The sequence below is a fragment of the Phreatobacter aquiterrae genome (assembly GCF_053471285.1).
This window is the reverse complement of sequence record NZ_JBJPHW010000006.1, coordinates 13,672-27,757: the sequence shown is the minus strand read 5'-3', so window position 1 is coordinate 27,757 and position 14,086 is coordinate 13,672. Positions and strand designations below refer to the sequence as shown.

15 protein-coding genes are annotated in these 14,086 nt (G+C 68.2%); 3 read left to right on the top strand and 12 right to left on the bottom strand.

Annotated elements, in window-relative coordinates; genetic code table 11:
* Positions 1-162: 162 nt before the first annotated feature.
* From grxD to purL, 3 genes are read right to left on the bottom strand one after another with little or no spacing between them, the layout of a single operon-like run.
* Positions 163-504 (bottom strand): Grx4 family monothiol glutaredoxin, encoded by a 342-nt coding sequence (gene grxD / locus ACJ4V0_RS10645; protein WP_448299553.1) that lies wholly within the window; start codon positions 502-504, stop codon positions 163-165.
* Positions 505-542: 38 nt separating this feature from the next.
* Positions 543-776 carry a BolA family protein gene (locus tag ACJ4V0_RS10640; RefSeq protein WP_305577808.1) on the bottom strand — a complete coding sequence of 78 codons (234 nt, stop codon included), beginning with the start codon at positions 774-776 and terminating at the stop codon, positions 543-545.
* Between the two features lie 17 nt (positions 777-793).
* Complete coding sequence (purL, locus tag ACJ4V0_RS10635; RefSeq protein WP_448299552.1) at positions 794-3,004, bottom strand: phosphoribosylformylglycinamidine synthase subunit PurL; 2,211 nt, start codon at positions 3,002-3,004, stop codon at positions 794-796.
* Positions 3,005-3,179: 175 nt separating this feature from the next.
* Between purL and ACJ4V0_RS10630 the strand changes: the two genes are divergently transcribed.
* Complete coding sequence (locus ACJ4V0_RS10630) at positions 3,180-4,388, top strand: vWA domain-containing protein (RefSeq protein ID WP_448299551.1); 1,209 nt, start codon at positions 3,180-3,182, stop codon at positions 4,386-4,388.
* A 48-nt stretch (positions 4,389-4,436) separates the two neighbouring features.
* On the opposite strand, the gene ACJ4V0_RS10625 is transcribed toward ACJ4V0_RS10630, so the two are convergent.
* From ACJ4V0_RS10625 to purC, 6 genes are all read right to left on the bottom strand, one after another.
* Positions 4,437-4,820 carry an MAPEG family protein gene (locus ACJ4V0_RS10625; protein ID WP_448299550.1) on the bottom strand — a complete coding sequence of 128 codons (384 nt, stop codon included), beginning with the start codon at positions 4,818-4,820 and terminating at the stop codon, positions 4,437-4,439.
* Between the two features lie 9 nt (positions 4,821-4,829).
* The gene (gene purQ / locus ACJ4V0_RS10620; RefSeq protein WP_448299549.1) at positions 4,830-5,528 is read right to left on the bottom strand and encodes a phosphoribosylformylglycinamidine synthase subunit PurQ; all 699 of its coding nucleotides are present in this window, start codon (positions 5,526-5,528) and stop codon (positions 4,830-4,832) included.
* A gap of 16 nt (positions 5,529-5,544) precedes the next feature.
* Positions 5,545-5,784 (bottom strand): phosphoribosylformylglycinamidine synthase subunit PurS, encoded by a 240-nt coding sequence (purS, locus tag ACJ4V0_RS10615; RefSeq protein WP_448299548.1) that lies wholly within the window; start codon positions 5,782-5,784, stop codon positions 5,545-5,547.
* Positions 5,785-5,881: 97 nt separating this feature from the next.
* Entirely contained in the window at positions 5,882-6,415 is a 534-nt protein-coding gene (locus ACJ4V0_RS10610) for a hypothetical protein (RefSeq protein ID WP_448299547.1), read from the bottom strand.
* 97 nt (positions 6,416-6,512) lie between these two features.
* On the bottom strand, positions 6,513-7,169 hold the full coding sequence (locus ACJ4V0_RS10605; RefSeq protein WP_448299546.1) for a hypothetical protein: 657 nt from the start codon (positions 7,167-7,169) through the stop codon (positions 6,513-6,515).
* Between the two features lie 28 nt (positions 7,170-7,197).
* Positions 7,198-7,986 (bottom strand): phosphoribosylaminoimidazolesuccinocarboxamide synthase, encoded by a 789-nt coding sequence (gene purC, locus ACJ4V0_RS10600; RefSeq protein WP_448299545.1) that lies wholly within the window; start codon positions 7,984-7,986, stop codon positions 7,198-7,200.
* A gap of 311 nt (positions 7,987-8,297) precedes the next feature.
* On the opposite strand from purC, the gene ACJ4V0_RS10595 reads away from it, so the two are divergent.
* On the top strand, positions 8,298-8,618 hold the full coding sequence (locus ACJ4V0_RS10595; RefSeq protein WP_448299544.1) for a DUF1476 domain-containing protein: 321 nt from the start codon (positions 8,298-8,300) through the stop codon (positions 8,616-8,618).
* 72 nt (positions 8,619-8,690) lie between these two features.
* On the opposite strand, the gene ACJ4V0_RS10590 is transcribed toward ACJ4V0_RS10595, so the two are convergent.
* On the bottom strand, positions 8,691-10,199 hold the full coding sequence (locus tag ACJ4V0_RS10590) for a flavin-containing monooxygenase (protein ID WP_448299543.1): 1,509 nt from the start codon (positions 10,197-10,199) through the stop codon (positions 8,691-8,693).
* A 165-nt stretch (positions 10,200-10,364) separates the two neighbouring features.
* On the opposite strand from ACJ4V0_RS10590, the gene ACJ4V0_RS10585 reads away from it, so the two are divergent.
* A complete protein-coding gene (locus ACJ4V0_RS10585; RefSeq protein WP_448299542.1) occupies positions 10,365-11,324 on the top strand; it encodes a DMT family transporter in 960 nt (319 codons plus the stop codon).
* 10 nt (positions 11,325-11,334) lie between these two features.
* Here the strand turns inward: ACJ4V0_RS10585 and ACJ4V0_RS10580 are convergent, their stop codons facing one another.
* Positions 11,335-12,639, bottom strand: coding sequence for a TadE/TadG family type IV pilus assembly protein (locus ACJ4V0_RS10580; RefSeq protein ID WP_448299541.1), 1,305 nt, complete (start codon positions 12,637-12,639; stop codon positions 11,335-11,337).
* Positions 12,640-12,780: 141 nt separating this feature from the next.
* On the bottom strand, positions 12,781-13,986 hold the full coding sequence (locus tag ACJ4V0_RS10575; RefSeq protein WP_448299540.1) for a TrmH family RNA methyltransferase: 1,206 nt from the start codon (positions 13,984-13,986) through the stop codon (positions 12,781-12,783).
* Between the last annotated feature and the right edge of the window lie 100 nt (positions 13,987-14,086).

Sequence of the window (14,086 nt, the reverse complement as noted above, 5' to 3'; positions counted from 1 at the left end):
TGGGCTGGCCTTGTGAGGCCCGGACTGCACGGCGGGGGGCCGCGCGACGGATCGGGTGCACAAAACGTCGCACCCGATGCCTTATCCCAATTGCAGCCGATCATGGCAACATCCGGGCAGGCCGCCGCGCGACACGCGGGGCAGGCAAGCCCGGAGACCCGATCAGCCGGCCGGCTGGCGGACCGCGATGCCGCTGGTCTTCATCAGTTCAACCAGTTCACCCGACTGGAACATCTCGCGGGTGATGTCGCAGCCGCCGACGAACTCGCCCTTGACGTAGAGCTGGGGGATGGTCGGCCAGTTGGAATAGTCCTTGATGCCCTGGCGGATGTCGTCCGCGTCGAGGACGTTGACGCCCTTGTAAGGCACGCCGAGGTAATCGAGGATCTGGACCACCTGACCCGAGAACCCGCACATCGGGAATTGCGGCGTGCCCTTCATGAAAAGCACCACGTCATTGCCCTTCACCTCGGCATCGATCTTGTCGTGAGCTGGTGTCGTCATGGTTCTCTCGCTTGCGGGTTCAAGGTCCGCTCAAGACGTCAGGTGGGCGCGCCGGTCGTAAGGGCCAGCGCATGCAGGGTGCCGCCCATCTTGCCCTTGAGGGCGGCATAGACAAGCTGATGTTGTTGCACGCGGGACTTGCCGCGGAAAGCCTCCGACACGACGGTGGCGGCATAGTGGTCGCCGTCGCCCGCCAGGTCCTTGATCTCGACGCGAGCGTCGGGAAGCGCTTCCTTGATCATCCGCTCGATATCGGCAGCGGCCATCGGCATGGGCTGGTGTCTCCGGTTCAGGCCGCGCGCGCCATGTAGGCCGGCAGCCACGACTCGTAGGCTTGCGCCAAGTCCTCGACCAATATGGGTTCCTCGCCCGGGACAATCAACGCAGGTCCGCCCGTGACACCCAGCCGCGTCAGCTCGACGCCGGCGCCGGCCGCCTGGGTGGCGAGGGCGTCGACGTCGTCGGCGCGGACCGTGATGACGTAGCGGCCCTGATCCTCGCCGAACCAGAAGGCGTGGGCCGGCAGGTCGTGCGACAGGGTCTCGACCGTCAGGCCGATGCGGGACGCCATGCACATCTCCGCCAGCGCCACCAGCAGCCCGCCGTCGGAGAGGTCGTGGCACGAGCGCAGCAGCCCCTGCCCGATCAGCGCACGCACGAACTCGCCATGGCGGCGCTCCGCCAGGAGGTCGACGGGGGGCGGGGCGCCCTCCTCCCGGCCGCAGATGTCGCGCAGATAGACCGACTGGCCGAGCCAGCCCTTCGTCGCGCCGAGAAGGAAGACCTGCTCGCCCTCGGTCTTCGGGGCGATGGAGACGCTCGCCTGGAAGTCGTCGAGCACGCCGACGCCGCCGATGGTCGGGGTCGGCAGGATCGCCCGGCCGTTCGTCTCGTTGTAGAGCGAGACGTTGCCGGAGACGACGGGGAAGTCGAGTTCGCGGCAGGCCTCGCCGATGCCGCGGATGCAGCCGACAAGCTGGCCCATGATCTCGGGACGCTCGGGATTGCCGAAATTGAGGTTGTCGGTGATGGCGAGCGGCCGCGAGCCGACCGCCGACAGGTTGCGATAGACCTCGGCCACCGCCTGCCTGCCGCCCTCGACCGGATCGGCCTCGCAGTAGCGGGGCGTCACGTCGCAGGTCATGGCGAGGCCCTTCGGCCCGTTCTCGACGCGGATGACGGCGGCATCGCCCCCCGGGCGCTGCACGGTGTTGCCGAGGATGATCGAGTCGTACTGCTCATAGACCCAGCGCTTGGACGAGAGGTCCGGCGTCGCGATCAGCTTGAGCAGGGCCTCGCGGTTGGACATCGGCGCGGCGACGTCCTCGGCCGCGATCACCGGCTGCGTAGGCGTCGGCACGTGCGGGCGGTCGTAGAGGGGCGCCTCGTCGCCGAGTTCCTTGATCGGCAGGTCGGCCATGACCTCGCCGTGGTGCTTGATGACGAAGCGCAGCGTATCGGTGGTGTGGCCTATGACGGCGAAGTCGAGCCCCCACTTGCGGAAGATGGCCTTGGCCTCCTCCTCCTTCTCGGGCTTCAGCACCATGAGCATGCGCTCCTGGCTCTCCGACAGCATCATCTCGTAGGCGCTCATGCCGGGCTCGCGCGTCGGCACGTGTTCGAGGTGCAGTTCGACGCCGAGGTCGCCCTTGGCGCCCATCTCGACCGCCGAGCAGGTGAGGCCGGCCGCTCCCATGTCCTGGATGGCGTTGACGCAATCCTTCGCCATGATCTCGAGGCAGGCCTCCAGCAGCAGCTTCTCCGCGAAGGGATCGCCGACCTGCACCGTCGGGCGCTTCTCCTCGGCGCCTTCGCCGAACTCGGCCGAGGCCATGGTGGCGCCGTGGATGCCGTCGCGGCCGGTCTTCGAGCCGAGATAGACGATGGGCATGCCGACGCCCGTCGCCTTGGCGTAGAAGATGCCGTCGGTACGGGCGAGCCCGACCGCCATGGCGTTGACGAGGCAGTTGCCATCGTAGCGCGTATGGAAACCGACGAGGCCGCCGACGGTGGGCACGCCGAAGGAGTTGCCGTAGCCGCCGACGCCGGCCACCACGCCCGCCACCAGATGGCGCGTCTTCGGGTGGGCCGGATCGCCGAAGCGCAGGGCGTTCAGCGCCGCGATCGGCCGCGCGCCCATGGTGAAGACGTCGCGCAGGATGCCGCCGACCCCGGTCGCCGCGCCCTGATAGGGCTCGATGTAGGAGGGGTGGTTGTGGCTCTCCATCTTGAACACGGCGGCGAGGCCGTCGCCGATGTCGATGACGCCGGCATTCTCGCCCGGCCCCTGGATGACCCACGGCGCCTTGGTCGGCAGGGTCTTCAGGTGCAGGCGGCTCGATTTGTAGGAGCAGTGCTCGTTCCACATGGCCGAGAAGATGCCGAGCTCGGTGAAGGTCGGCTCGCGGCCGATCAGCTCCAGGATGCGCTGGTATTCGTCCGGCTTCAGGCCGTGGCTGGCGACCATCTCGGGAGTGATCTTCGGTTCGTTGGGGATCATGCCGTCGTCCGTCCCGCGGGCCAGTCTCGCAAGCGTTGCACTTAACCGCCGCGTCCCCGTTTCGCAACGGCGAAGGGGCCGTTTCCCAACCCGGACCACAGATCGCAGGCACGGGACTTGATCCGTATCGCCCAGAGGACGCCGCCGGGAGGGCGGGTGTCCGGGAGCGACACAGATGCAGGCCAAACTGTTCCAATTCGGGTCCGATGCCCGTGCCAACGTGGCCGTGACCTTCGCCATCGCCGCCCTGCCCATCTTCGGCATGGTGGGGGCAGCGGTCGACTACACCCGCGTCTCGCGCATGCAGGTGCAGATCCAGGCGGCCCTCGATTCGGCTTCGCTGGCCGTCGCCAAGGATTCGCGCAGCCTGTCCGATGCAGCCATGCAGGCAGCCGCCGCCAGGGCCTTCGCCGGCAACTTCACCCCGCCAGCCGATCTCAGCCTCGGCGCCGTCTCGGCCGCCCGCACCGGCAACACCATCCGCCTGCAGGTGGCGGGCTCGCTGCAGACCACCATCGCCGCGACCATGGGCGTCTCGACCATGCCAGTGAACGTCGTGTCGCAGACCGCCTGGAACGAGCCGCGCATCGAGATTGCCCTCGTCCTCGACAACACCGGCTCGATGGGCTGGAGCGGCAAGATGGCGGCGCTGAAGACCGCCGCCCTCGACCTCATCAACGAGCTGGAGGCGACACGCGTCTCGACGGACCAGGTCAAGATCGCCGTCGTCCCCTTCGACACGCAGGTCAACATCGGCACCGCCTATCGCAACGAGAGCTGGATGCGCTACGACGGCACCGGCATCGCCGCCTCCCTGGTCACCACCAAGGCGGCCTGGACCGGCTGCCTCACCGACCGCGACCAGCCGGCCGACACCAACGACGCCGCGCCGACCTCCGATCCGACCCGCTATCGCGGCGTGAAGTGTGCCACCGGCTCGCTGGCGACGGTCCAGCCGCTCGCCACCAACTTCACGGCGGCCCGCGCCGCCATCAACGCCATGCAGCCCTCGGGGAACACCAACATCACCATCGGCCTGCAGATGGGCCTTGCCGTCATGTCCTCCGGCCTGCCCTTCACGCAGACCGGCTCGGAACCGGACGTGCTCCGCTACATGATCCTGCTCACCGACGGCGACAACACGCAGAACCGCTGGACGTCGTCCACGACCTCGATCAACGCCCGCACGACTCTCGGCTGCAACGCGGTGAAGGCCGCCGGCATCACCCTCTTCACCGTGCGGGTCATCGAGGGCAACGAGACGCTGCTGCGCAACTGCGCCACCAGCCCGTCCATGTACTTCAACGTGACGAGCTCGGGCGGCATCGGCGACGCCTTCAAGGCCATCACCAGCATGATCAAGCGCATGCGACTGTCGGCGTGATCCGGCGGGCCGCCTCCGGCCACCGGGGATCCGGGGCTGCGCGCAGCCTCAGGTCATCCTGAGGACAATGCCGACCAGGCTTCCGACGAAGAGGACGGCGCAGGCGACCATCTGGATGGAGAAGCCGACGCCGCGGCTGGCTGGATCGCGCACGTAGGACAGCATGTAGAGCACCCGCCCCGCGATCCACGCCAGACCGATGAGCGCCGCATAACGGTCGCTGACGTGGAAAGCGAAGAGCCAGAGCGGCACGAGGAACAACGGCATCCATTCCAGCGTGTTGAGATGGACGCGGTAGTGCCGCTCGAAAATGTCGTGGCCGGTGACGGCGGGCGCCTTCACGTCGTAGCGGCCGCGGGCGATCGCGACGCGCAGGCCCATGACGAAGTAGAGGGCGATCGCGGCGAGCGTGACGAGTCCTGTGAGCAGCATGGATCGACCCTATGCGGTGTGCAGCGCCTCGGCGAGGCTCTCGAACAGGCCACGGCCGTCGGTCAGGCCGATGGCGGGGTCCACATGGTTCTCCGGGTGCGGCATCATACCGAGCACCCGGCCATTGTCCGATACGATGCCGGCGATGGCATTCAGCGCGCCGTTGACGTTTGATTCCGGCGTCACGGCGCCGGACCGGTCGCAATAGCGGAAGACCACCCGGCCGTCGCCCTCGAGACGCTTCAGCGTTTCGTCATCGGCGACGTAATTGCCCTCGCCATGCGCCACCGGCACCTCGATCACCGCTCCCGCATTATAGCGCCGGGTGAAGGGCGTCGACGAGTTCTCCACCCGCAGGTGGACGTTGTGGGCGATGAAGCGCAGTTGCGAATTGCGCATCAGCACGCCGGGCAGCAGGCCCGCCTCGCAGAGGATCTGGAAGCCGTTGCAGACGCCGAGCACGAGGCCGCCGCGCGCCGCATGGCGGCTCACCGCGCCCATGATGTTGGCGCGCGCGGCGATCGCCCCGCAGCGCAGGTAGTCGCCATAGGAGAAGCCACCCGGCAGCACCACGAGATCGGTGCCGGTGGGCAATTCGGTGTCGGCATGCCACACGAGGTTGGGCTTCTGGCCGGAGGTCAGCTCCAGCGCATAGGCGATGTCGCGCTCGCGGTTGGAACCGGGGAAGACGAGGACGGCGGCCTTCATGGGCGTTGCTCCCGCGTCAGAGGATGTCGATGCGGTAGTTCTCGACCACCGTATTGGCCAGCAGCTTCTCGCAGGCCGCCCTGATCGCCGCCTCGGCAGCGGCGCGGTCCATGTAGGCGAGTTCCAGGTCGAAGACCTTGCCCTGGCGCACCGCGCCGATTCCGTCGACGCCGAGGCTCTTCAGCGCGCCCTCGATCGCCTTGCCCTGCGGATCGAGAACGCCGGTCTTCAGCGTGACGGTGACGCGGGCCTTCATGGGGCGCTCCTCGAGGCGGCGGACGGGATGGCGTCCGTCTAGACCGCCGCGCCGCCGCGATCAATGGATGATCGCAGCGCCCCGCGCGGAAATGCCGTCAGGGGGTGCGGCGCGGCGGGGGCGTCAGGTCGCCCTGCAGCAGCACGACCGGGATGAAGGTCGCGAGATTGGCGCGCGCCGCAGCATCCGTCGGGGCGGTCGACACGATGGAGAAGGCCTTCTGACCCTGCATGACGAGGCTGGTGGCGAGATACTGGTTCGGTCCGCTCGCCGCCACCAGCAGCTTCACCGCGGTCAGCACCTTGGCCCCCGCCCGCTCCGATTCCGCGACGTCGAGGATGTCAACGCGGGTCAGCCGGCCGTTGCTGCCCTCGACCATGCGGCGGTTGGTTTCCTCCTGGCGCTGGCGGAAGGCGGCGACCGACGGCATGCGGCCGGCCTGCTGGGGACGGTAGCTGACCGTCGACTGCGCCGTGCAGGCAGCGGCGCGGCAGCGGAAGAACACGGTGCCGGTCGCGGCCACCTGCCGTTCCCAGCCATTCGCCGAGACGGCAGTCCCCTGGGCCGCTGCCGTTCCGGGCAGCGCCAGCGGCATGACGAGGGCGAAGGTCAGCACGAGCTTGCGGATCATTCCAGTGACTTTCTTCATGGCTGTCGGTTCGCCTCAGTAGCGATCCCGCGTTTCGGCTTTGCGACGGCGCGCCGTTCGATGGTGTCGTCGGGCGTCGTCAGAGATTGGCGTCGGCGACGGTCCTCACCGCGGCCTCCACCTGCTCCGGCTTCTCGCCGATGACGATGACGACCTTCAGCACGCCGGCGCGCTGGCGTCCGAGCACAGCGGCATGGGCTGCGCGGGCAGGCCCGCTCTCGCGCCGCATCTCCAGGGTGAAGCCCGAAAAGGCGCGGTGGCGCAGGGGGCGGCTGCGGGACGCGACGCGCAGCGGCGTGCGCCTTGCCGCCACAGCCGCGGAGACGGTGCGGTTGGCCTGGGCGACGAGGGCGATGCGCCGGCGGTTGCCCTCGGTCAGGCGGGTGACGAGGCCCGAGGGTTCGCGCAGCGAGCGGGCGAGCGTGCGCGCCTCGCGGCCCTTAGCCTCCACCACCGCAACCGCGATCCTGTCGCTGCAGGCGGGCGCGGCGCACATGCCGACCGAGACCGGCAGGGCCGTGTCGCGGGTGATCCAGGCGCCGGCAGGGACGAAGACCCAGGGATTCTCGCCCTCCCGGGCAGCGAGGTCCGGACGGGTGGACACGCCATCGACCGCCACCGGCACATAGGCGCAGGAGGCGAGCATGACGGTGGCGACGACGGAAAGGAAGCCGGCCCGCAGAAGGGCGAAGGTTTCGCACGCCGGCCTGGCCGGCGCGCGGGATGTCGTCAGCATGCGCGCGATCGGGCGCACGGCACGCAGGTCACTGCACCAGGACGGGACCGGTCGGGCGCTCGTTTTCGCCCAGCACGCCAAGCCGGCGCGCGACTTCCGTGTAGGCCTCGATGAGACCGCCGAGATCCTTGCGGAAGCGGTCCTTGTCCATCTTGTCGTTCGACTTGATGTCCCAGAGCCGGCACGAATCCGGGGAGATCTCGTCGGCGACGATGATGCGCATCACGTCGTTCTCCCACCGGCGGCCGCATTCCATCTTGAAGTCGATGAGGCGGATGCCGGCGCCGAGGAACAGGCCCGAGAGGAAGTCGTTGACGCGGATCGCCAGGGCGATGATGTCGTCGATCTCCTGCGGCGTCGCCCAGCCGAAGGCGGTGATGTGCTCTTCGGAGACGAGCGGATCGTTCAGCGCGTCGTTCTTGTAATAGAACTCGATAATCGAGCGCGGCAGCTGCGTGCCCTCGTCGATGCCAAGGCGCGTCGACAGCGAGCCGGCGGCGACATTGCGCACGACGACCTCGAGCGGGATGATCTCGACCTCGCGGATGAGCTGCTCGCGCATGTTCATCCGGCGGATGAAATGCGTCGGCACGCCGATGTCGTTCAGCTTCGAGAAGATGTACTCGGAGATGCGGTTGTTGAGCACGCCCTTGCCGTCGATCACCTCGTGCTTCTTGGCGTTGAAAGCGGTCGCGTCGTCCTTGAAGTGCTGGATGAGGGTTCCCGGCTCGGGGCCTTCATAGAGAACCTTGGCCTTGCCTTCGTAGATGCGGCGACGGCGGCTCATGGGGATATACCGTGTCTTGAGGAAGTCCATCTCTCACCAGGTTTCCGGTTTGCCGGTCTCCGGCGACGGAGCATACGGACCGTTGGCGCGCACCATGAAGAATCGGGCGCGCTGACGCCTTTGCCCGCAGGGTCTTCCTATCCGATCGTTCGCCGATGCACAATGAAATCGGAAATTGGTCGAATGGCGGCCCGCGCGCGAAAAGGCATGGTGCGACGCCTTTGCTCTCGCCAAAGTGGGGATGGCGCGACTATATGCAAGCCCAGCGGGGGTGAGCCCCTTTCACGGCGGATCGCCCGATCCGCCCCCCGGACACACGGACCAGGCCAGGAACCAAGCGGATGAGCACCTTCGACAAGCGCGAGGAAGGTTTCGAGAAGAAGTTCGCCCATGACGAGGAGTTGCGCTTCAAGGCGAACGCCCGCCGCAACAAGCTCCTCGGCCTGTGGGCCGCCGAGAAGCTCGGCAAGACCGGCGAGGACGCCGAAGCCTATGCCAAGTCCGTCGTCATGGCCGATTTCGAGGAAGCCGGCGACGACGACGTGTTCCGCAAGGTGAAGGCCGATCTCGACGCCGCCAATGCCGGCCAGTCGGACCATCAGATCCGCCGCACAATGGACGAACTGATGGCCGTGGCCATCGCGCAGGTTCAGGCCGGCTGAGGCATCCGCCTCGATTCGAAGACCGAAGGCCGCCGGGCGAGGTCCGGCGGCCTTTGTCGTCCTGAGGGGCGATCACCGATAGACGAACGCCTCGTCCTCGAGATCGATAGCGGGAAAGCTGTCCTTGTCCGACCAGTAGTCCTGGCTGTGGCGCCAGGCCTCGCCCGGCCCGGTCTTCGGCAGGCGATGGAGGTCGCGCAGGAGGTAGCCCGGATTGAAGTCCTCGGGGTCGGTCCACGGCCCGGCATTCAGCCCCTTCGCCTCCTCGGGCAGCACCGGCTCGACCATCCGCGCGCCCGTCGCCGTCATGTGCGGCAGGAGCCGGCAGACGAAGTCAGCGACAAGGTCGGTGCGCAGCGTCCAGCTGGCGCGGAAATAGCCGAAGACCCAGGCAAGGTTCGGCACGCCGGTGAACATCACGCCGCGCCAGGTCACCGTCTCCGCGAAGTCGATGGGCGTGCCGTCGCGGCTGAAGGGGATGTCGCCCATGACGCTGAGCGTGAAGCCCGTCGCGGTGGCGATGATGTCCGCCGCGATCTCCTCCCCCGACTTCAGAAGGATGCCGCCGGCTGTGAACCGCTCGATCTCGTCCGTCACCACCGAGGCCTCGCCGCGCCTGATCGCATGGAAGAGGTCGGCATCGGGGACGAAGGCGATGCGTTGGCGCCAGGGCCGGTAGCGCGGCGTGAAATGGGTGTCGACGTCGTAGTCCGGCCCCATGATGGCGCGGATGGCGCCGATCAGCTCCGCCTTGACCCTCTCCGGGTTCTCGTAGGTCTGGCGGGTGAAGGCGTCCTGGTCGAACAGGATCTTGCGGCGGACGATCTCGTGGATCCAGGCTTCGTCAATCTGGAGCTGGCGCAGCGTCTCGGCGAGCTCGATGGCGTTGCGCCCGGTGCGGAAGAAGGTCGGCGAGCGCTGCAGCATGGTGACATGGGCGCATCGGCCGGCCAGCGCCGGCACCAGGGTCGCGGCGGTGGCCCCCGACCCGATGACGACCACGCGCTTGCCGGTCGTGTCGAGGTTCTCCGGCCAGGTCTGCGGATGGACGATCCGACCCTTGAAATCCGCCATGCCCGGCCATTCCGGCATATGGCCCTCGGCGTGGCGATAATAGCCCTGGCACATCCACAGGAAACGGGTCGTGAAGACAACCTCCGCGCCGGTGTCGCGGCGGCGCACCCTGACGGTCCAGCGCGCCTCGGCGCTCGACCAGTCGGCCGAGGTGACCTCGTGGCCGTAGCGGATATGCGCGTCGAGGCCGTTCTCGGCGATGATCTCGCCCAAATAGGCCTTGATCTCGGCCGCCGTGGCGATGGGCGGGCCGGTCCACGGCTTGAAGCTGTAGCCGAAGGTGTGCAGGTCGCTGTCGGAGCGGATGCCGGGGAAGCGATGGGTGCGCCAGGTGCCGCCGAAGCCGTCCTGCGCCTCCAGCACGACGAAGCGCGTGCCGGGGAGCTGATGCGTCAGGTGCCAGGCGCTGCCGATGCCCGAGATGCCGGCGCCGACGATGAGAACGTCCACCTCTTCCGGCGGCAGGGACGTCGCTCCCGATGGGTCTGCGGTGGCCGTCATGTCCATGGCAGTGCCGCCTCGCGAGGGGCCGGCACGCGCCACGGCCCCGGATGGGAAAGCCTATCGGCGCGCCGCGCGCGGTCAACATCGGCGGAACGGCGGGGGCCGAAGGCGGCGGGGCGCGGTCCTGTCCTGCCTCAGGCGCGCTTGCCCGGGGCGCGGAGGCGGGGCATGGAACCTGCCCGCGCCGGATGGCGCCGTTCACCGACGCTGAGACCCATGGCGAAAGACGTTCCGGCGGCGACCGCCCTGCCCGCCACCCGCAGCTCGCTCTTCGGCTTTGCCTGCGGCGCCGGGGCGGCGCTCATCTGGGGCATCCAGGCGGTGGTCTCCCGCCAGTCGGTGGCGGACGGTCTCGGCCCGGTCGACGTCACGATCCTGCGCTACCTCACCGCCTCCCTCGTGCTGCTGCCCTTCGCCATCGCCAGGCTGAAGCCCTTCCCCGTCGGCCGCCTCGGCTGGCGTCGCGCGCTGATCCTCACCCTGTTCGCCGGCGCCCCCTTCGCCACCGTGCTCGTCGGTGGCTCCACCTTCGCCCCGGCACTGCACACGGCGGTCATCGCGCCGAGCCTCATCCCGGTGGCGACCGCCCTCATCGCCTATGCCGTGCTGGGCGAGAGGAGCCCCGTGGGCCGCATCGTCGGGCTGGTGCTCATCGTCACCGGCATCGGCCTCTTCGCCGGCCAGGGTCTCGCCCAGGGCGGCCAGGAGGGCGCCTGGCGCGGCGACCTGCTGTTCGTGCTGGCCGCAACCATGTGGGCCATCTTCGGCATCCTGGCGAAGCGGTGGGGGGCGGACGCCTTCGACCTCACCATCTCCCTGTCGATCCTGTCGCTCGCCGTGCTGCCGCTGCTCGCCCTCGCCGTGCCGCTGAAGATCGCCGGTGCGAGCCTGTCCGCCATGGCGCTGCAGGCCGGCTACCAGGGCCTGCTCGTCGGCGTCGCCTCGGTCTTCCTCTATGCCAGCGCCAACCAGACGCTGGGGGCGGCGCGCGCCTCGCTGTTCCTGCCGCTGGTTCCCGCCATCACGGCGGCGGCGAGCGCCGTCCTGATCGGCGAATGGCCCTCGGCGGTGGAACTGGTCGGCATGGTCATCGTCATGGCCGGCATGACCATCGCGATGCGGGCGTGACGCTGCGGCCCTACTGGGTGAGGCGGGCGGTAGCGATGGCTTTCCGGAACAGCGCGGTCATGGCCTCGGTGATGCCCTGCGTGGGGCTGACCTCGAAATAGAGGCCGGGCGAGGCGCAGCTCTGCATCCGCGTGCCGATCGTCGACTGGAACGGCGCGATCCAGCTCATGTACCAGGCGTTCGTCGGCAGCGGCAGGTAGGTCGTGTAGAGCACCGCGATGCGGACACCCCGCGCCTTGATGGTCTCGCAGATGGCGGGGTTCAGCGGCTCCTGGCAGCGCCCGCCACTCACCGTCGGGCGCGTACAGGTGCTGGGGTAATAGGCATCGGTCACGCCGTCGGCGACCAGCATCAGGATCTTCTGCGGCGCCGCCGCCGTGGCCCCGTCGCCGGGGGTCGCGATGAGCTTGTTGATCGACGTCAGGGCGCCGGTGTTATCCGTGCACTGGTCGTTGTTGTAGTTCTGATAAGGGATCGTCATCAGGTCGATCGAATTGGCATGGGCCTTGGCCGTCGCGAGATTCGTCGTCAGTGCCGACACCTGCGTCAGGCCGGTCACAGTGCAGGATTCACCGTAGGTGTAGATCGCCGCCCGGAACTGGCCGGTGGTGACCAGCTCGGCGCGGGCCGTATCCATCAGCGTCTGCGTCGCCTGCCTGACAACGTCGATCCGCATGGTGACCTGCAGCTTCTTGGCAAGCTTGTAATAGTTGCCGGACGGGTTCGACAGGTCGTGGCAGGCAAAGCCGCACTTGTCCGGGGTATTCGCGACCATTGTCGCAACATCCGCCGGCGTCGCGCCGATGCCCATGGACGGCGAATTGTCGAGCAAGAGGTAGAAGTCGATATAGGTCGGGAGGCTGGACGTGGCGCGGGCCGTGCCGCCGATCTGCATCGATTTGAACCCGAAGAGCCCCATGAAAGAGGTCTGGACCGAAGCCGTGTAGGTGACCACCGACGTGCGGACCAGCCCGTTGTCGGTGACGGTGACATCGACGTTGTTCAGCGTCACGCGCGGCATGGTCCCGTAGTTTGCGGTGAAGCTGTTCAGGGCATTGGAGCGCGCCACGGACGCCAGCGGAACCGTGCCCGAAATCTTGACGCCGGTGAGAGCCGCGATGTCGGCGGCCGCATCGATATGGGCCTTCGAGCGGCTGGCAAACGAATAGTCGATGGCCGAACCGGTGACGCCCATCAGCGGTAGGGCGGAGAAGGCGAAGATGATCGCAACGCCGCCAGCGTGATGGCGGCGGAAACGCGACAGGGTCTGCCGCAGCCGGGAGACGATGCCCGGTGGCTGGAACTGGCTGGACACGACCCGAACTCCCCCTCAAACCGCGGAAATTCTGGCCAATTACCGTTGAAAATCTGGTGAATAACTCCCCCGAAATGCAGGACTTTCCGCCAATTGTCGGCAGATTTTGCCGGCTTTCCGGCGTCACCGTTAACAGGAGGTTCAGGGCCGCGGGGTCTGGGCACCCGGCTTCAGCAGTCCCTCAAGCTCGTCCAGTGCGGCCGCGGGATCGGCCTCCACCCTGCGCGCTTCCATGACGATGATGCGGTAGCCGCGTTCGGTGAGCCAGGCGCGCTTCTCGGTTCGCCGCTCGGCGGCCTCGTCGCCTTGCGTGTGCGGCTCGAAGTCGATCACCACCCGCTCGTCGAAGGAGACGAGGTCGGCGACATGCGGTCCGATCGGCACGGCGCGTTTGAAGCCGCGGCCGGCGAAGCGGCGGTCCTTCACCAGCACCTCCCACAGGGCCTTCTCCGCCTCCGTCGGGTTGCGGCGGATGAGGCGGGAGATGCCGCGGATCGGCGCCGTGCCACCGGTGAGGCCCTTGGTCGAGTCGGAAAGGAAGTTGCGCAGCGCCTCCGCCCCATCCGGGGTGAGCGTCGCGCCGCGGGCCGGGCCCTTGGCCCCCTCGGCCAGCGCCGTCACCACGCCGTGCAGCGTCGCCACATCCTGTTTCGTCGGCTGCATGCGCTGGAAGATGTTGCGCAGGTTGATCACCATGCCCTCCCGCTTCTCCGGCGGGCGGAAGAACTCGGCCCGATCGAGCGCCCGCTCGAGGGACGAGAAGAAGGCGAGCATATGGGCCTTGGAGGCCGGCTCGGAGCGCTCCTCGCCCTGATGCGGCAGCACCGCGCCATGGGCCTGCGAGAACCATTCGTAGCCGAGCACCAGCACCGCCTGGGCGAGGTTGAGCGAGGAGAAGGCAGGGTTCACCGGATAGGTCAGGATGGCGTTGGCGAGCGCCACCTCCCCCGCCAGCAGGCCATTGCGCTCGCGGCCGAAGACGACGCCGACAGTCTCGCCCGCGGCGACGCGCGGAAGGAGGCTCGCCACCGCCTCGCGCGGTCCGAGCACCGGCTTCACCTGGTCATGCGGCCGGGCCGTCGCGGCATAGCTATAGGTGAGATCGGAGATCGCCTCCTCGAAGGTCGAAAACTGCTCCGCCTCGTCGAGGATGCGGTTGGCCCCCGAGGCGGCCGGATAGGCGCGGGCATTCGGCCAGCCGTCGCGGGGGGCGACCAGCCGCAGCCGCGACAGGCCGAAATTCGCCATGGCGCGCGCCGTCGTGCCGATGTTCTCCGCCATCTGCGGCTCGACGAGAACGACGACGGGGCTGCCCGGGGGCGGAACGACTGGGTCGGAGGCGGACATCGGGGCTTTCGGCGGCTTTGGTGGAGGCTGCGGCCTATAGCGGCAAATGACCTGTGAGGGAATTGGCGGGCCGCGTCATCCGGCCCATCATGGTGCCACG